This window comes from Psychroserpens sp. Hel_I_66, from assembly GCF_000799465.1.
Classification (GTDB): domain Bacteria; phylum Bacteroidota; class Bacteroidia; order Flavobacteriales; family Flavobacteriaceae; genus Psychroserpens.
Window position 1 is genome coordinate 462373 of the sequence record NZ_JUGU01000001.1, and the last position, 18556, is coordinate 480928.

Annotated in this window: 20 protein-coding genes; 6 read left to right on the top strand and 14 right to left on the bottom strand. The window is 32.9% G+C overall.

Annotated features, from left to right (window positions below; translation table 11 throughout):
* The first annotated feature begins 277 nt into the window (after window positions 1-277).
* Window positions 278-1564: a citrate synthase gene (locus tag GQ40_RS02225; RefSeq protein WP_047545362.1), complete on the top strand. Its 1287-nt coding sequence runs from the start codon at window positions 278-280 to the stop codon at window positions 1562-1564.
* A 64-nt stretch (window positions 1565-1628) separates the two neighbouring features.
* The gene (locus tag GQ40_RS02230) at window positions 1629-2543 is read left to right on the top strand and encodes a dimethylarginine dimethylaminohydrolase family protein (RefSeq protein ID WP_047545363.1); all 915 of its coding nucleotides are present in this window, start codon (window positions 1629-1631) and stop codon (window positions 2541-2543) included.
* Here GQ40_RS02230 and GQ40_RS02235 read toward each other — a convergent pair.
* The 8 genes from GQ40_RS02235 to rsfS form a co-directional block, all read right to left on the bottom strand.
* Window positions 2540-3124, bottom strand: a complete 585-nt coding sequence (locus tag GQ40_RS02235; protein WP_052184113.1) for a DUF3124 domain-containing protein — start codon at window positions 3122-3124, stop codon at window positions 2540-2542. The genes GQ40_RS02230 and GQ40_RS02235 overlap by 4 nt on opposite strands.
* A 163-nt stretch (window positions 3125-3287) precedes the next feature.
* Window positions 3288-4448, bottom strand: a complete 1161-nt coding sequence (locus GQ40_RS02240) for a M28 family peptidase (RefSeq protein ID WP_047545366.1) — start codon at window positions 4446-4448, stop codon at window positions 3288-3290.
* 20 nt (window positions 4449-4468) lie between these two features.
* Window positions 4469-4735 (bottom strand): acyl-CoA-binding protein, encoded by a 267-nt coding sequence (locus tag GQ40_RS02245; protein WP_047545368.1) that lies wholly within the window; start codon window positions 4733-4735, stop codon window positions 4469-4471.
* On the bottom strand, window positions 4732-5385 hold the full coding sequence (locus GQ40_RS02250; RefSeq protein ID WP_047545369.1) for a phosphatidylserine decarboxylase family protein: 654 nt from the start codon (window positions 5383-5385) through the stop codon (window positions 4732-4734). Before GQ40_RS02250 ends, GQ40_RS02245 begins: the two co-directional genes overlap by 4 nt.
* Window positions 5375-6196, bottom strand: coding sequence for a phosphatidate cytidylyltransferase (locus tag GQ40_RS02255; protein WP_047545371.1), 822 nt, complete (start codon window positions 6194-6196; stop codon window positions 5375-5377). The genes GQ40_RS02250 and GQ40_RS02255 overlap by 11 nt, the downstream gene beginning before the upstream one ends.
* The gene (locus tag GQ40_RS02260) at window positions 6197-6802 is read right to left on the bottom strand and encodes an LUD domain-containing protein (protein WP_047545374.1); all 606 of its coding nucleotides are present in this window, start codon (window positions 6800-6802) and stop codon (window positions 6197-6199) included. It abuts the gene before it with no gap.
* A gap of 112 nt (window positions 6803-6914) precedes the next feature.
* On the bottom strand, window positions 6915-8876 hold the full coding sequence (ftsH, locus tag GQ40_RS02265; protein ID WP_047545376.1) for an ATP-dependent zinc metalloprotease FtsH: 1962 nt from the start codon (window positions 8874-8876) through the stop codon (window positions 6915-6917).
* A gap of 30 nt (window positions 8877-8906) precedes the next feature.
* Window positions 8907-9278, bottom strand: a complete 372-nt coding sequence (gene rsfS / locus GQ40_RS02270) for a ribosome silencing factor (protein ID WP_047545378.1) — start codon at window positions 9276-9278, stop codon at window positions 8907-8909.
* A 96-nt stretch (window positions 9279-9374) separates the two neighbouring features.
* On the opposite strand from rsfS, the gene GQ40_RS02275 reads away from it, so the two are divergent.
* Complete coding sequence (locus tag GQ40_RS02275) at window positions 9375-10106, top strand: biotin--[acetyl-CoA-carboxylase] ligase (RefSeq protein ID WP_047545380.1); 732 nt, start codon at window positions 9375-9377, stop codon at window positions 10104-10106.
* On the opposite strand, the gene GQ40_RS02280 is transcribed toward GQ40_RS02275, so the two are convergent.
* Together GQ40_RS02280 and pyrE are read right to left on the bottom strand one after the other, a co-directional pair.
* Window positions 10103-10498 (bottom strand): SRPBCC family protein, encoded by a 396-nt coding sequence (locus GQ40_RS02280; RefSeq protein WP_047545384.1) that lies wholly within the window; start codon window positions 10496-10498, stop codon window positions 10103-10105. The two genes, GQ40_RS02275 and GQ40_RS02280, sit on opposite strands and share 4 nt — an antisense overlap.
* A gap of 30 nt (window positions 10499-10528) precedes the next feature.
* Window positions 10529-11173: an orotate phosphoribosyltransferase gene (gene pyrE, locus GQ40_RS02285; RefSeq protein WP_047545385.1), complete on the bottom strand. Its 645-nt coding sequence runs from the start codon at window positions 11171-11173 to the stop codon at window positions 10529-10531.
* A 118-nt stretch (window positions 11174-11291) separates the two neighbouring features.
* Between pyrE and GQ40_RS02290 the strand changes: the two genes are divergently transcribed.
* Entirely contained in the window at window positions 11292-11873 is a 582-nt protein-coding gene (locus tag GQ40_RS02290; RefSeq protein ID WP_047545387.1) for an NUDIX hydrolase, read from the top strand.
* Here GQ40_RS02290 and GQ40_RS02295 read toward each other — a convergent pair.
* The 4 genes from GQ40_RS02295 to GQ40_RS02310 all read right to left on the bottom strand — a co-directional run bounded on the left by GQ40_RS02295 (window position 11857) and on the right by GQ40_RS02310 (window position 17084).
* On the bottom strand, window positions 11857-12549 hold the full coding sequence (locus tag GQ40_RS02295; RefSeq protein WP_047545389.1) for an N-formylglutamate amidohydrolase: 693 nt from the start codon (window positions 12547-12549) through the stop codon (window positions 11857-11859). The genes GQ40_RS02290 and GQ40_RS02295 overlap by 17 nt on opposite strands.
* Entirely contained in the window at window positions 12546-13772 is a 1227-nt protein-coding gene (locus GQ40_RS02300) for a glutamate-cysteine ligase family protein (RefSeq protein ID WP_047545391.1), read from the bottom strand. The genes GQ40_RS02295 and GQ40_RS02300 overlap by 4 nt, the downstream gene beginning before the upstream one ends.
* Window positions 13769-15220, bottom strand: coding sequence for a RimK family protein (locus GQ40_RS02305; RefSeq protein ID WP_047545393.1), 1452 nt, complete (start codon window positions 15218-15220; stop codon window positions 13769-13771). The genes GQ40_RS02300 and GQ40_RS02305 overlap by 4 nt, the downstream gene beginning before the upstream one ends.
* Before the next feature lie 82 nt (window positions 15221-15302).
* Window positions 15303-17084 carry a M14 family metallopeptidase gene (locus GQ40_RS02310; RefSeq protein WP_052184114.1) on the bottom strand — a complete coding sequence of 594 codons (1782 nt, stop codon included), beginning with the start codon at window positions 17082-17084 and terminating at the stop codon, window positions 15303-15305.
* 87 nt (window positions 17085-17171) lie between these two features.
* Between GQ40_RS02310 and GQ40_RS16990 the strand changes: the two genes are divergently transcribed.
* On the top strand, window positions 17172-17558 hold the full coding sequence (locus GQ40_RS16990) for a hypothetical protein (RefSeq protein ID WP_052184115.1): 387 nt from the start codon (window positions 17172-17174) through the stop codon (window positions 17556-17558).
* Window positions 17559-17605: 47 nt separating this feature from the next.
* Window positions 17606-18538 (top strand): citrulline utilization hydrolase CtlX, encoded by a 933-nt coding sequence (gene ctlX, locus GQ40_RS02320; RefSeq protein WP_047545395.1) that lies wholly within the window; start codon window positions 17606-17608, stop codon window positions 18536-18538.
* Window positions 18539-18556 lie beyond the last annotated feature (18 nt).

Consider the following 18556-nt stretch of genomic DNA (forward strand, 5'->3'; position numbering starts at 1 on the left):
GAGTGACAAGTAAGGTTTATAAATATGATTAGCAATAGCAGCCTGTACATGGTAAAATTTTTAGAAGCACAAAAATACTATTATAGCATTAAAACTATAATAAAATGTGATGATTGTGATATGATGTATAAATTTCAATTTTCCGGAGAATATAAATATCAATTTTTTGAATACCTAAATTGTTAAAAGCATTATAAATCTACTTCGTATATCCTTAGATATTTTGTAAATTTACATTCCGCAGAAAAAATTAAACTTTAATAAAATCTTAGAATAAATGTCAGATAAAGCTACATTAGAAATACATGGTAAAAAACACGAGTTTCCTTTAGTTACAGGAACTGAAAATGAAGTTGCAATAGACATCAAAACATTGAGAAGTGTTACTGATGGTGTTGTAACTATAGATCCAGGTTATAAAAACACGGGATCTTGTGAAAGTGCTATTACTTTTCTTGATGGTGAAAAAGGAATTTTAAGATATAGAGGTTATTCTATCGAGGAGCTAGCTGAAAAAGCAGATTTTCTTGAAGTCGCTTACCTTTTGATTTTTGGAGAATTACCAAATAAGGAGCAGCACGATAAATTTCATGCAGATATCAAAAAGAACTCTGTAGTTGATGATGACATTAAGAAAATATTAGATGCTTTTCCAAAATCGGCACATCCAATGGGAGTTCTGGCTTCATTGACTAGTGCTTTAACTGCTTTTAATCCTTCTTCTGTCAATGTAGATTCTGAAGAAGACATGTACAAAGCTATCGTTAAGATTCTTGGAAAATTTCCAATCTTAGTGGCTTGGACAATGCGTAAGAAAAAAGGATTACCATTTGATTATGGAAATTCTTCTCTAGGCTATGTAGAGAATTTATTGCAAATGATGTTTAAGCAGCCAAACGAAGATTACAAACAAAACCCAATTTTAGTTAATGCATTAGATAAACTATTAATCTTACATGCAGATCATGAACAAAACTGTTCTACATCTACGGTTAGAATAGTAGGTTCGTCTCACGCTGGATTATTTGCATCATTATCTGCAGGAATCTCTGCACTTTGGGGACCACTTCATGGTGGAGCAAATCAAGCAGTTCTTGAAATGCTAGAAGGTATTAAAGAAGATGGTGGAGATACCAAAAAATATATGGCTAAAGCTAAGGATAAGGATGATCCTTTCCGTTTGATGGGCTTTGGACACCGTGTCTATAAAAACTTTGATCCTCGAGCAAAAATTATTAAAAAAGCTGCAGATGAAGTTTTAGGCGATTTAGGAGTTGAAGATCCAATTTTAGATATCGCAAAAGGTTTAGAAAAAGAAGCATTGGAAGATCAATATTTTGTTGATAGAAAATTATATCCAAACGTAGATTTCTATTCAGGAATAATCTATAGAGGTATGGATATACCAACCGAAATGTTCACGGTAATGTTTGCTTTAGGGCGTTTACCAGGTTGGATTTCACAATGGAGAGAAATGCGTTTACGTAAAGAACCAATTGGTAGACCTAGACAAATTTACATAGGCGAGACTCATAGACCTTTTAAAGAAATGAGCAAAAGATAAAATTGTTGAATACAATATTAAAAGCTTCATATTTAATTATGGAGCTTTTTTTATATTTGTGACTATGATAAAACTACACGTAAAAAACGAGACCTCTCGTTTGCGAGAAGTTATTCTCGGTACAGCTAAGAGTAATGGTCCTACACCTAAAATGGAGGACGCTTACGATCCTAAATCTTTAGAACATATCAAAGCGGGAACATATCCCGTAGAAAAGGATATGGTTAGAGAAATGGAAGCGGTAGCAGATGTTTTTAAAAAATACGATGTTAAAGTATATAGGCCAGAGATTATAGAGAACTGTAACCAGATTTTTAGTAGAGATATCGGTTTTGTCATAGATGATGTTTTTGTGAAAGCGAACATTCTTCCAGATCGTGAAGAAGAATTAGATGCTATACAATACGTGATTGACCAAATGAATCCAGAGAAAGTAATCCGTCCGCCAGAAGAAGTCCATATTGAGGGAGGCGACGTGTTAGTTTGGAACGATCATATTTTTATTGGTACCTATCGAGAAGATGATTATGCAGATTATATAGTTGCTCGAACAAATATGCAAGGCGTAAATTATATCGTAGAACAATTTCCGCATAAAACAGTGAAGAGCTTTAATTTGCGTAAATCACAGGTCAATCCTAAAGATAATGCGTTGCATCTTGATTGCTGTTTTCAGCCCATTGGTGCAAATAAAGCTATTTTGCACAAAGAAGGATTTTTAGAGGAAGATGAGTATGAATGGTTGCTCAATTTCTTCGGAAAAGAAAACTGCTTTATCATCTCAAAAGATGAAATGTACAATATGAACAGCAACGTATTCTCTATATCTGAGAACGTTATCATTTCCGAAGAAAATTTTACACGTTTAAACACTTGGCTTAGAGAACAAGGCTTTACGGTAGAGGAAGTGCCTTACGCTGAGATTGCTAAACAAGAGGGCTTATTGCGCTGCAGTACGTTGCCTTTAGTAAGAGATTAGTCTTTAGATTTTTCTATTAATGGCTCTTCTTTGTGATTTGTAGGTTTTGAACTTTTTATTGAATAACCATCTGTTGAAAATGCAAACCCTTTGTTTTCACCATTTTCTCCAATCATAATGGCTTGAATTATAGGTTTTGCATACTCATTTTTACCGCTCAGCATTACAATAAAATTTGCACCTGCACCACCTGTATCATCTTCTTTTTCAATGACATAATTTATAGTTGCCATTGGAGGCAGACTAATTGGATTTTTAATAAAGTTTTTTACCAAAGTACCTTCTGTATTGAAATAGTCAATTTTAGTGATGAATAAAGAATCTGCATAACTTGTATTTCTAATACTTAACGTTGCAGCTAACAACCGTTTTTGGTTTTGCTTATCTACATAAATGTTTGAATAAATAGGAATGTAAATGGTGTCATTATAAGACATTAAATTCTTATCAAATTTATGATCCAGTTCAAGTGATTTTAATTCATCGCGCCCAGAGTCATTGAGATTCGGATTTCGGTTTTCGCAAGAATTTAATAAAATAACGAAAATTAAAATAGACAAGATTTGAAAAATGGATTTCATCTTATATGGTTTTGATTGTTGTAGTTGCTTATTTTAAAAAGCTATATAATAAAATAGAAATTTCCTCAATTTTAAACATTCATAGCTTAACGAATTTAGTTTTTTTATTTAGAAACCCAAAACTTAAACTTTTCTAAAATACACAGTATAGGGAAATCGAATTTTAATCTATGATAACCGTTTTTACAATACGTTTACTGGCTATTGTAAAAACTGCAAAATATTTAGAGGATGAAATATTGTCCACATTAATAGTTTGAGATGTCTGTGTTAAAGCGTCTTCGTAAACATTTTGACCAAGTAAATCTATAAGTTTAAAGTTGACAGGATCCTCCAGTGGTTGATTAAAATTGATATTAATAAAATTATGACTAGGATTTGGTGATATCGTAATTAAATCATCAAAATAAGTTTGCTCTTCAGTACTCAGTGTTTCATAAGCAACAGCAAATTCCATTGCAGCTCCAAGTGAACCCTTAATAACTTCATAAGCATAGGTAACATCCATATTTGCAAGATTGTCATTTGCGGTATGATTTACTGGCGACACATTACTTTCATATAAACCAGTGATGATTTCTCCGTTATTTTCAAAAGGCACATAATCTGATGCAAATGCATTTGATATTTCAGTATTTAAATTTGAATATAACTCTATCAAAATAGCCAAACTATTTGTCGCTTCGTTGGATGCAGCATTGTTTGAAGAAGGATTTGTTAAATCACGTTCACAAACGACAGTATCATTAGTGATACCGTTTACACCACCAACTTCATCAATATTGAAAACAAGTTTTATATCCAGATTTTGTGGGATAACTGTGTTATTTACATAGTAATTACTCCCAATCAAACCATCTTCTTCTCCAGAAAAGTGAATAAATTTAATAGAATATTCGGTTTCTACATTTTTTAAAAGTCTGGCGAGTTCTAAGAGTAAAACAGTTCCTGTGCCATTGTCATTCGTTCCTGGACCGTTTATAGTGTCATAATGCGCATCGATGATTAAAAACGTGTTTGGATAAATTGTGCCAGTTTTGGTAACAATAATATTATTACTTGTTCCTGCGGAATAGGTAAAGGGCTGTAAAACTACATCTGTATAACCAAGATCTTCATAGCGATTTGTGATCCAACCTTCCGTATTTTGTAATGCTGTAGAACCTACAGTTTTTATTCCGAAGTTTTCAAATTCAATCAAATCGTTTAGAACATTAGCCTCTGAAGTAGTTGCAACAACATCTGCATAAAATTGATTAAAGGTTTGGGACTTAATAGTTTGAATTAATAATAAAGCGCATATTAAAATTGCAGTTCTTTTCATGATTTGGAGTTTGGGATGTTCTATTTTCGGTATAGAAAATAATTATTGACCAGATCAATATAAATTTGCTTTGCTTCGTCCTGGCTTACATCTTGAATTTGAAACAACGCATTTGTTTTGAATGCATTAATAATGGGTTTGCCACTACTTGGGCGATCATAGTTATTACTTGCTTTTTTATAATAAGCGTACAAACGTAAGAGCATATCTGCTGGAAAGGGTTCATTGTGCGCATTGATACGCTCTACCGCTTCATTGAACTCTATTTCTAACTCTTCGGAAGTCATAGTTTTTCGGCAATGATAGTTTCACCTCCTCTAACTTTTTGGTTTAGTTCTACTTTAATATCGGCATCTAATGGTAAGAACAAGTCTACACGAGATCCGAACTTTATAAAACCAGAATCTGATCCTTGGATAGCTTCCTCATTAATTTTCGCATAGTTTACTATACGTTTTGCTAATGCGCCAGCGATTTGTCTGTACAGCACTTTTCCGAAGTTATTATTTTCAACAACTACAGTTGTACGTTCATTTTCTTCGCTCGCTTTTGGGTGCCAAGCAACCAAGTACTTTCCTGGATGATATTTTGTGTACGTCACATTTCCGCTTATAGGATAACGCGTTACATGCACATTTAAAGGTGACATAAATACAGAAACCTGTATGCGTTTATCATTAAAGATCTCTTTCTCAAAAACTTCTTCTATAACGACAACTTTTCCATCTACAGGAGAAACTGCTGTGTGATTTTCAAGCGTAGTTAATCTTTTTGGATTTCTAAAGAACTGCAAAATCAATACTAATAATATGAGCATTGCCAACATTAACAATAATCGTAACCATGAAAGATCAACAAATCTATCGATTATAAGTATTGAACCAATCACGATGACTAGTGTAAGTAATATGATTTTATAGCCTTCTTTATGAAACATAGGTGATAATTCTTAAAAATAAAAATATAAATGGTGCAGCAAAGATAACACTATCTAAGCGATCTAGTAAGCCTCCATGTCCTGGCATGATAACTCCACTATCTTTTACCTTAGCCTGTCTTTTAAATTTGGATTCAATTAGATCTCCAATAGTACCAAAAACACTTACGACTATACCTAAAACCAACCAACTTGTAAACGTAAGCGTGTTCGTAAAATACCAAATAAAATAACTAACTATACAGGCAAAAAATAATCCGCCAAGAAAGCCCTCTACGGTTTTTTTTGGGGAAATACTTGGAAACAATTTTTGCTTACCAAAGTTTTTCCCAACTAAATATGCAAACGTGTCATTAACCCAAACCAATATAAACGAACCAAGCAGGAGTAGAGGTGTAAAGGTTTCATTGAAATTTGCAATGCAAACTAAAAAAATAAATCCACTTGATAAATAAAATGTCGTAATTATAAATCGTTTTGAACTGAATAACGGAATGGTTTTTTCTGAAAATAAATCTTTAATGAGAATCAACTGAACAAAAACGGTGATCACCAATAAAATCTGTGAGGCTTCATTGAACCCCTTAGATTCTTCTGCAAATAACTTCCAATAGGCAAAACCGAAATAAAGAACAGTAAATATAACATATGGCCAAAAGCTCTTTAATTGAATAAGTTTTTTAAATTCTGCCATACAAATAAGACCAAAAATAAAAAAAAGAACAACAACCGCATCTTGCCAAAAAAGGGACACAATGAGAAGAGAGATGTATAATAATCCTGAAATTGCTCGTGTACTGGTTTCTTTCATCTATAAATCTTCTAAGAGCAATAAATATAAGTTTTTTGAACTGCTCCCATAAGTTAGGAAGTCTTTGTCTTCTATAGTTTTAAAATGTTTGATTGTAGTAATATTAGTTGGTATTTTGTCACGATTTTTACCTTTAATCCCTCTCAAACCTTCACCTATATTTTGAACAAATTGACTCGTAGTTGCATAGATAACAAAATTATCTGGTAGCTCCTTCAATTTTTTTTCTGCAATTTGGTTGGAGGAAATAAGAAGTGATCCATCGTCTGAAATTAAATACTCGCAAGTAGAGAAGAAAAAACTACTTTCTGAAATACGCTTTGTTTTATCAAAATGAAAATCCTTGAACAAATCGTTTAGTCGATCATCGAATAGAAGGACTTTGTCATCATTCCAATTATTTTCTCTTAAAATAGAATTTAAGCTGTCTTGTACTTCCTGCATGTTTTCACAATAAAGGAATTTACCACCATTTGCCTTAAAATTTATCGTGAATTGTTCATCAACAGGTAGCTTTATTTCAGGCATGTATTTGCCTCTCTCTTCGCTTCTTATGTTGTCTTCGTTTGTGGTCTTTAAACCGAAGATTTTACGAAATAGACTCATGTATAGGGATAGCTATTAACCTCGTTGATATAATGTATTTCTCAAATATAAAAAAACTTAAATTAATGGAGGTCAATTTAAGTTTTTTATAAGATAATGGGTTAAGAAATATTTATTCTTCTTCCTTTTTTTTAGACTCTAATAAACGTTCTTCAATTTGCTTTTGAAAAGGACGCTCCCCAAATATTTTCTCGAGATTGTCTTTAAAGATGACTTCTTTTTCAAGTAATACTTTAGCAAGTTCTGTTAATTTGTCTTTATTATTTTCTAACAAAGCGATAGCTCGTTGATATTGTTTTTCAATAATATCAGAAATTTCTTTATCAATAAGTTCAGCAGTTCTTTCGCTGTATGGTTTTGTAAATCCAGTTTCTTGACCTGAAGAATCATAATACGTCAAGTTTCCAACTTTTTCGCTAAGTCCGTAAATAGTCACCATAGCTCTTGCCTGCTTAGTCACTTTTTCTAAATCACTTAATGCACCAGTTGATATTTTATTGAAAATCACTTTTTCCGCAGCACGTCCTCCTAAAGCAGCACACATTTCATCCAGCATTTGTTCTGGACGAACAATTAAGCGCTCTTCTGGTAAATACCATGCAGCTCCTAGAGATTGTCCACGTGGCACAATAGTTACTTTTACTAATGGAGCAGCATGTTCTAACATCCAACTCACTGTTGCGTGACCAGCTTCATGATAAGCAATTGCTTTTTTCTCATCTACGGTTACAATTTTATTCTTTTTCTCTAATCCTCCAACAATTCTATCAACAGCATCTAAGAAATCTTGCTTATCTACAGCTTTTTTACCATTTCTGGCAGCGATTAAAGCAGCTTCATTACAAACATTTGCAATATCTGCTCCAGAGAAACCTGGTGTTTGCTTTGCAAGAAAATCAATATCTAATTTCTCTGCTTGTTTTATTGGTCTTAGGTGAACTTCAAATATTTCTTTACGTTCTCTAACATCTGGTAGATCGACAAAAATTTGTCTGTCAAAACGACCTGCACGCATTAAGGCTTTATCTAAAACATCTGCTCTATTGGTTGCAGCTAAAACGATGACGTTTGTATTAGTACCAAAACCATCCATTTCTGTTAATAGTTGATTGAGTGTGTTTTCTCGTTCATCATTAGAACCAGAAAAGTTACTTTTACCACGTGCTCTACCAATAGCGTCAATCTCATCAATAAATATAATTGCTGGTGACTTTTCTTTGGCTTGCTTAAACAAATCTCTTACACGAGATGCTCCAACACCAACAAACATCTCTACGAAGTCTGAACCAGATAATGAAAAGAACGGTACTTTTGCTTCTCCAGCAACCGCTTTTGCCAATAAGGTTTTACCTGTTCCTGGCTGTCCAACTAATAATGCTCCCTTCGGAATTTTACCACCAAGTGATGTGTATTTTTCAGGGTTTTTTAAGAAATCAACAATTTCCTGCACTTCTTCTTTTGCTCCTTCCAGACCTGCTACATCTTTAAATGATGTTTTTACATCTGTTTTTTCGTCAAATAACTTAGCTTTCGATTTTCCTATATTGAAAATCTGTCCGCCAGCTCCTCCGCCAGCACCACCAGACATACGTCTCATGATGAAGATCCAGACACCTATTATTAAAATGAAAGGTAGAAGTGAGAACAAGATATTTCCGAAGTAATTCTCCTCTGTTTTAAATGCTACGGGAACAGTAACGCTAGGATTTTCTTTCTTTACTTCATTGATTTGTTCTTGAAACAATTTTAAATCTCCAAACTCAAACGTGTAGTTTGGCAATGGTGTAACCTGCGGTAAGATACTTGTAGGCTTCGATTTTTTATGAATCTCTTTTTCTTGCGCTTCTTTTGTTAAATACACACGAGCTTCACGGTTATTTATGATGTCAACTTTGCTAACATCACCTTGCTCCATATAGTCAAAGAACTCTGAAGGATTGATTTTTTTGCCTTCACTACCTCCCAAACCTCCTGAGAAGAGTTGAATGCCCAAAAATGCTGCTATTACAAATCCATAAATCCACCAAGAATTGAACTTTGGTTTCTTATTTAAATTTTTATTTTCTTTTGCCATGTATATGTTACCACAAATGCGGTTTTTTATTTAGTAACTTGTTTCTATTTCGGTAGTTATTGCGTCTCCCCAAAGACTTTCAATATCATAATATTCTCTAATGTGTTTTTGGAAAACGTGTACCACAACATTCACATAATCGATTAGTACCCATTCGGCATTATCACTGCCCTCTACGTGCCAAGGATTATCTTTATGCTCTTTACTTACTTTCTTTTGGATAGAATTGACGATAGCATTTACTTGCGTGTTAGAAGTACCTTCACAAATAATAAAGTAATCGCAAACTGTATTTTCAATTTCTCTTAAATCTAAAATTGTAATTTTTTTTCCTTTTACATCTTCAATACCAGCAATAACTGTACTTATTAGTTGATCTGGACTCGTATTTTTTTTCGCCATTAAATTGATTTAATTTTGTGCAAAGTTATTATTTTTTTGCTTCTTATAGATAGTTATTAATCATAAGAAATTTATAATTTTTTTTAACATATTCATATGCACATAATCAAACTTAATGCCATCGATTCTACCAATACGTTTTTAAGACAATTGAGTAGTAAGGAGGCATTGGTTGATTATACGGTGGTATTGGCAGAAAAACAAACCAATGGTCGAGGGCAAATGGGAACAAAGTGGAGTTCTCAAAGCGGTAAAAACCTTATGGCTAGTGTTTTTGTTGATGTTTCCTTTTTGAACATAGAACATAGTTTTGGCATCAGTATGGCTATTTCATTATCCATTTCACAGGTATTGAAAGACCATCAAATTAAAAATATAAAAGTAAAATGGCCTAACGACATTTTGGCAGAGCAGAAGAAAATTTCTGGAATTTTAATTGAAAATGTCATTAAAAACAATAATCTACAGGCAAGTATTATAGGTTTTGGACTTAATATCAATCAACAATTTTTTGATGAGTTACCAAACGCAACGTCTATGAAAATATTATCTGGTAGAACTTATAGCAAGGAGGAGATTGTTAAACAAATCATTACGAAATTTAAGGTTTATATTGAAATGTTAAAAACCAACAAGTTTACTGATCTAAAAAAAATATACGAGAACGAATTATTTAGAAAAGATAAACCTTCAACATTTGAAGATATTGAAGGTCATTTATTTACGGGTTACATAAAAGGCATTTCAAATACTGGTCACCTTAAAATACTTGTAGAAGATGAAAAAATCAAGGCGTTTGATCTAAAGCAAATACGCCTTCTCTATTAGACTTGAGCTGGCATGTTGGTTACCAATGTTTCAATAAACTTATTTATAGGTCCTTTGATCATCATTGCCATCATAGCGTTAAATTCGCCTTCAAAAACTAATTCTACTTGACTTTGTGTTGGAGCTACTTCTATGATATGAGCAGTAAGGGAAAAATCTAATTTGCCACCTGCAGCACCCAAAACAATTTTATTAGGAGGTACAGTTTCTTTCTTTTTAAGTATAATTTCGGGCATACCTTTTAAAGCAAATAAAAACTTATCTTCTTCTAAAACTTCAAATTTGCTGATATTTTCTGGCATTAATTTTTCGAAGTTTTTAACATCAGATAGGAAGTTAAAGGTTTCTTGGGCAGATTTGTCTATAGTTGTTTTTGGTGATTGTAATTTCATAAAGGTGTATTAATTTTTTTAGTGCTATAATCAAATAGCGTTCCATTCACTTGGATTGGCATTCCAGCTTACTAAAACAGCTTGCTCTTTACTGGTAATATATTTTGTCTCAAGAGCTTGTTCTAAAAGGTTTTCGTAGTTGCTTAATGTGTGAAGTTCTATGTTTTCAGTTTCGAAGTTATTTTTTGCAACTTCAAATCCGTAAGAAAATATGGCTACCATTCCCTTAACATTGACGTGAGCTTCCTTAAGTGCTTTAACAGCATTTAGACTACTCTTTCCGGTACTTATTAAATCTTCAACAACAACGACGTTTTGTCCAGATTCTATAAATCCTTCAATTTGATTTTGTCTTCCGTGAGATTTTGCTTCAGGTCTTACATATATAAAAGGCAAGCCTAAATATTCAGCAACTAACATTCCAATGCCAATAGCACCAGTTGCAACGCCAGCGATGACATCTACTTTTCCGTAGTGCGACTCGATATGCTTAGCCATGGTTTCACGAATGTAATTTCTAATTGGTGGAAATGAGAGCACAATTCTATTGTCACAATAAATTGGCGATTTCCATCCAGAGGCCCAAGTAAAGGGCTCGTTTGGTTGAAGTTTAATAGCGTTGATTTGTAATAAAACTTCTGCGGTCTGTTTGGCGGTTTCTTTGTCAAAAATCATGTTGTAAAATTACACTTTTTGATAATAAATATTTCAGAATTTAAATAAATTAATTTTAAATTCGTGATGATCTCTATAAAAATGATATTTTTACTTTTTAATTTCCTATATCAATTCCATGCACCAGATTTTCGTAAACGATAAACCCATTGTTTTGACAACCAAAGTTGAAAAAGAGGAAGGATTTAAAAATTACCTACTCAAGCAAGTAAACATTGGTAAGGTTATCAAAAAACTCAATTCTTCAAAATTAAAAGAAGTAAGACTTGTTGGTAAAAAAGAAGATAAACTCATCAAAAAGTTTTTAAAATTATTACCAAATGTCATAGCTGGAGGAGGAAAGGTCTATAATAGTAAAGGTGAGATTTTATTTATTTATCGTAATGATAAATGGGATTTGCCAAAAGGAAAAGCCGAAAAAAAGGAGACCATTGAAGAAACTGCACTGCGTGAAGTAGAAGAGGAGACAGGTGTAAAAGGACTTGAAATCGTAAAACCTTTGGACACGACATATCATATTTTTAAACGAAACGGTAAGCATAAAATAAAAGTGACCTATTGGTTTGAGATGAAAACCAGTTTTGATGGAAAACTATTTCCAGAAGAAAATGAGGGCATTACAAAAGTAGAATGGCTGTCTCCAGAAGAGAGTAAAAAGGCTTTAGAAAATAGTTATGCCAATATTAAGATTTTGGTGTAATCAATTCTTTTACTGCGGAAAAAACTGTTTTCTTAACATCAGTATCCATCCTTTTTTCTTTTGAAAATGATTGGTTGATTTCTATTTCTATTCCAATATAATTCTCTTTAAATTTAGTTCTTAAATACGTAGTAAAACCATCTGCTTTACCTAAATAAGGATAATTAAATCTCACATTATAAACAGGATTTATAGAGTTGATTTTAGACTTTAACTGTTTAGCTAAATTTTTCTCAATTTGTTTTTTGGAGTCATAAAGTATTCCAATATCACAATCCCGTTCTATACCATTTAAAATTGGTGTGAAGGAATGTATTGAGATATGTAAAACAGTAGTTCCGTTAAAAATTAATTTTGATATTTGAGATTCAATTTCATTTCTATAAGGGAAATATTGATTTTTTATTATGACTTGTTTTTCGCTCTGCGATAGCGGTTGAGTGAATTTCGAAAATAAATCTTTGTTATGAAGCGAACGATTAAGTTCAATAAGTAACCTACTAATTTTGCTCGATTTTGAATATTCTGAAAGTGGTTTTAAATAATGAAAAAGATCTAACGCTCCTAAGTCAAAACCCTTGTGAGTATCTAAAACCGCTTGATTATTTTTGAATGCATTTTCATATTGCTTCGGAATTTCATTTCCGCCATGTTCACAACTGATGACGAGTTTCACGGTTTGAACAATTCATTATTCTGGAGACATTCAGCAAGTTGGGAATATGTTTTTTTAATATTTTCTTCGGAAAAATCTTCGTCAATCGCCTTTAGAATTCTAGAGGATAGTGTTCCGTTATTTAAAATGAACGCGATGATTTTTTGATTTTCCGAAGAAATTGAATCTTTTACATTATTGAAGACATGTGTCCAGATATCTTGCATTGTTGCCTTTTCCTTAATTCCGAAGAGAGATAAATACTTTAAATTTTCAACTTTTGAAAGCTCTCCATATTTGATGCCATCGTTCAAAATCTCAAAAAGATCTTCTTTTTTCCATTGTTTTTGACTCTTTAAATCACAAAATTCCTCATTAACTAAAGCTTTTAAAACCTCAATGATAAAAATGCAAATAGCGATATCTGCTTTAGCACATTCCTGAACATCTACGAGGCGAATCTCAATAGCATTTCTATCAAAACGAGCAATTGCTCCTCGCGAGTTTAAAAAGTGATGATCTAATATTTTATTGGTATCAAAGGGCTTAATGGCTTTTTTTATGGGTTCAAAAATGATGTTTTGATATTCCGATTTGCTAAAAACCTGTTCTGGAATTACGGTACCTGTCATTTCTGGGATTTCCTTTTGATTGATTTTATAATATTCCAATCTCGAATCTAAAAAAGCGGTTGTTTTGCCTTCCAAAATTGGTGAGCTGGCACATAATCCTGGGATAAGTGGGAGTAAAATCCTGATGGCTGCGTGGAGTTTTTCAAATTCTTCGTCATCGTAAAAAGGGAGGTTTATATGGGTGCTTTGTACATTGCTCCAACCGTGCCCCTTACAGTCAAAAATTCTATTGTAAAGTTCATAAACCTCACTGTAACTGTGTTTCCATAATTGGGTATCTGTTAAAGGGTTCATTAAAGGATGGGATGCTGTTGGTAATAATTGCGCGTCAATTTGCTTTAACAAATGATTGATTTCAATGATGTTTTCATGAAATTTTTCAGAAAGTTTCTCTAAATCTTCTGTTGGCCCATTGGTTTTTAGTTCTACTACGTGAGCTACTAGTTCGTTGCTCCAGGCAATGTCTCCATTGTCGATATCTGAGGTTAATTCTCCATTTTTTAATGATAATAATTTATCTACAGTTGGACTCACTTTAAAGTTAGAATTATTAACTAACATATATTCTAGCTCTATCCCAAAAACTTCAAAAAGGTGGTAACGTTTACTCATGATAATTCTAATCTAGTTTTTAAGGCAGACAAGATTGTAGTGTAGATTTTATCTCCATAATACCTATCCTCGACACCAAAATCAATATTTGGATTATCATTAATTTCTATAACCATTGGTTGATCATTTATGACTTTAATATCTATTCCAAATAGGCCTTTGCCTATTAATTTTGCACTTTTTACAGCCATATTCAAAACAATTTTTGGCACTTCTTCTAATGGCAAACAATCTGCATTACCATCTTGGTCATCCTTTTTCTTTGCTTTCCAATTATAGATTTGCCAATGGCCTTTTGCCATGTAATATTTGCAGGCAAAAAATGGCTGGTCATCAATAATGCCAATTCTCCAATCATAATCTGAAGGACAGAATTCCTGTGCAATAATAAGGTCTGATTCCTTTAGCATATCTGTGACTAAACTCTCATATTCTGCCTCTGTTTTTGCTTTTTTGACACCAAAGGAAAATGTAGAATCTGGTGCTTTTAAAACGCAAGGCAGGCCAATTGTTTTTAAAACACTATTCTTGTTGTCTTTATGTATAATAATAGTTTTTGGCGTCGCAATATTGGCGTTATTTAAAGCTTCAGCCATATATACTTTATTGCAGCATTTTAATATAGCATCAGGGTAATCAACTATAGCAATTCCCTCTTGCTGCGCTTTTCTTGCAAAGGCATAAGTTTCATTATTGACTTCGGTACTCTGGCGAATAAATAAGGCGTCAAAAGAGGATAATCTAGAAAGATCTTTGGGTTCTATAATTTCAGCATAAATATTCATTTTCTCAGCAACATCCAAGAATTTTTTTAGAGCCTTTGCGTTGCTTGGAGGCGCTGGGTCATTGGGATTTACTAGAATAGCAAGATCAAAATCATAATTAGCTAACTTAGGAGTATCGTAACGTTTTTTGCCAAAATACTGGTTTGCAAACGTTTGAACGGTATCAAAATGTTCTTTTGGAATTTCGGATTCTGAAATTGCTCGAATACTCTGTACAACCCATTTTGTGTTGTGATTAAAAGTGACTCTCAAAAAAGGAACCTGAAAATGTTTATAAAACAAACTGCTCATCTCCTTATATTTTTGAGCTACATTCTGTCCAAAATAAATGCTCAATGTGAACTCTCTGGATTTGATGTTTTTTAAACTTTGCTGTATGACATCGTCAAACTCATCTGAGACAATACGTACCAGTTTTAAAGCTCTTAAATCTACTATATTTTTCACCGTAGGTATTGGCAAATGATCTCTGGCCTCTGCCAACAGCGATACATAATATCCTTTAGATTGGTATGAGTAATCTTTACAAAGATTAAAAATTCTTGCCTTTTTTAATTGTGAAAATTTAGGATTCGTGAGATATTCCTGTGAAGATATAACTTTAATATTCTCAATCAAAAAATTCCATTTTTCTGGTTGATTGACAACAATGTATTTATTCATATGTTACGCTATATAAGCGATCTAATTTTAAACAAATTTATATAAATTTTATAGATTTTTTACAAATAAAAAAAATAAAAATTCAGTTTGTAAATAGTTTATAGATAGGGTATTGTAGGTGTGCTTTTTCGTAATTGCTGCTTTTTTTATGGAGCCAATCTAATTGTGCATACCAATTATTGGCAAAATCTGTGTCAGAGGTTTTTTTAGCGTTAAACTCATCTTGCAATTGTGGATTGTCTGCTAATAATTCTTTGGCTTTATCTTCCCAAACGTAAGGAGAAAACCCTTCTTTTTGTTGTAAAATAGTATCGAAAAAATTCCAGCTAAAGAAAGAATCTGGAGCTTGAGGCTCTAAGGTTTCCAGTAAATACCTAAATGCATTTTGGTTTGTGTAAATTATAAAATCACCTTTCATAAAGTTTACTTTTTCTTCGGAAATAGTTAATTCTACATTATAATGGGAGTAGTGACCTTCATAGGGGCTTTTTCGAGTTTCGTAATCTTTAATTTTGTACGACTGAACGGAAATAACAGTGTCGTTTTCAAAAGGTCTCATCTCGACATTATTCAGTTTTAATAAGTCTATAACAGTCCACCAACCTTGAGGGATTACATAAGCGCTTGGGATATTTACCTCCAAAGTTGAGGTCATGTAATTTCTATACTCTACTGGTTTTGTAAACGGTTTGGTAGTGTCATATTGTAATCTTTTTGCTCCAGTTAAATCACTATCAATCCTAGCACCTTCATACCCTTTAAATTGTAATGTTGAACTTCTTGTAGTATCAATTGCCCATTGTAAAGGATATGTTTTTTTCTTCCGAAGAATATCTAATGCATTTTTGCGTAATGATGAAATGGTCTCACCTTCATTTTCGGTAATTTCAATCATACTTTTCATGAGATCATATGTGCCTTCGACCCTTTGTTTGTAAGGTTTTAGCATGTGGGTTTCTACCATCATACCAAGTGAGTTAAAAAGAGTTGTATATCCTGTTGAATATCGAGGAGAATCCATAAATTGAGAAAATCCTTTCTCTGGAGTGCTGTTAAAAACGTTGACGTATGGTGTTATTTCCCAATTTTTTTCAGAGAGTTTGTGCTCTAACTCAGGCATCATTTTGGTATGAAGAAATTCGCCAAGTTCTCCACCTAATTTATTGTGTTGGGTAAACAAATGCGTTAATGTATATTGATAATCTGCACCATTGCTCACGTGGTTATCTATAAAGACATCTGGCTCTAATAGGTGATAGATTTTTGCAAAGGTCCTTGCGTTTTTTGTGTCACATTTTATAAAATCCCTATTAAGATCAAAATTTCTGGCGTTGCCTCTAAAACCGTATTCTTCTGGTCCGTTTTGATTGGTTCTGGTTGTGGAGTTTCGGTTGAGGCTTCCTCCAATATTATAAATGGGAATCGCTACTAAAACCGTAGTTTTTGGCATATCTACTTTACCTTGAACAATATCCCTAAAGAGCATCATTGTGGCATCGATACCATCAGGCTCTCCAGGATGAATGCCATTGTTGATGAGTATGAGGCGCTTGGTTTTTTTTACTTCGGAAAAATTAAAATTTGCTTCAGAATTTAAGCTAACAATATGCAATGGTTTCCCCGAATCTGTTTCGCCAATTGCCTGAATATTAATTTGAGGATATGTGTCTGCCAATGCTTCATAAAATGTAATAGTTTCTTGGTAGGTTGCTGTCTTTAAACCATCAGATTTTTCAAAAACCGTTGTAAAATCCTGATCATTTTTTTTGTTTTCCGAAGAACAAGAACTCCATGTTACAATTAAAAGAAAAAGTAGGGCTATTATAAAAAACTGACTTTTAAAGTATTGCTTAAAATTGTTCATAAGGTGTTAATTTCTTTATAGACATGGTTTAATATAACTATAAAGTTAAATTAAATTTGGTTTATCCCTCTAAAATTAATTACCCTAATGAATGTTTTTATTTTACCCTTCGGAAAAATCAATTTGATTAATTCCAGCATTGCAGAAGTCATCATTAATGATGGTGTCATACTTGATAAATCAATGGTTGAAACCTACCAAAATTTATTTAGAACGAATCTTGAGCCTCCTTTTTTACTGCTGGTAAATAATGAGCACGCTTACTCATACACATTTGAAGCACAGTTAGAAATGGGCAAGTTAAAAGAGATTGCTTTTCGCGCATTTGTAGTTTACAGTCAAAGTGCAGAAATGGCAACTCAAATAATCATGGATCTTAATAAGAACAATAATTCTAATATTAGGTTGTTTAAAGAAAGACAATCTGCTTTAGATTGGTTGCTCCATGAATTTAATAATAAAAGTCTTGTCTAATTTCTTTGCTAATTTTATCTAATTTAGCAGTTCCTTAATTTTAATAAATGTCACAAACAACAAATACGATTTTAATGATTCGCCCTGTGAATTTCAGAATGAACGAACAAACAGCGGTCAATAATTATTTTCAAGAAGATATCAATATCAAAAACGCAGAGATCAACAAAAAGGCACAAAAAGAATTTGATGATTTTGTGGATAAGTTGAGATCTTTTGGTGTTAATGTAATTGTAGAAAATGATGATGTGTCTTTTGATACTCCAGATTCTATTTTCCCCAACAATTGGGTGAGTTTTCATGAAAATGGCGATGTTGGTATTTACCCCATGTTTGCTGAAAACCGCAGAAAAGAAAGACGTGACGAAGTGTTTATGCGCTTGGAAAAAGAAGGGTTTTTGATAGAAAATATCATAGATTACACAAGTGCTGAAGATGAAGGTCTATTTTTGGAAGGTACTGGAAGCTTGTTGTTAGATCGCATTAATGCGAAAGCGTATTGTGCATTGTCACCAAGAGCAGACGAAGATTTGTTTATTGAGTTTTGTGAAGATTTTGAGTATACACCAATAGTATTTACTGCCTATCAAAATGTTGAAGGTAAGCGTTTACCAATATACCATACTAATGTGATGATGTGTTTGGCAGAGCAGTTTTCGGTGATTTGTTTAGATTCTATTGATGACAAGAAAGAGCGCAAAAGCGTGATTAAAAATCTTAAGGTAGATGGTAAGGAAATTATTGAAATTTCCGAAGAACAAATGCATCATTTTGCTGGTAACATGTTACAGGTCAAAGGGTCTGATAATAAGCGTTATTTGATAATGAGTAAAGCTGCGCATGATAGTCTTAATCCAAAACAAATCGCTCAAATTGAGAAATTTTGTCCTATAGTTTCGAGTAGTTTGGAAACGATAGAAACCTGTGGAGGTGGAAGCGCGCGATGTATGATGGCTGAGGTTTTCTTGCCTAGAGCGTAAACAAGATTTTTAGTAGAG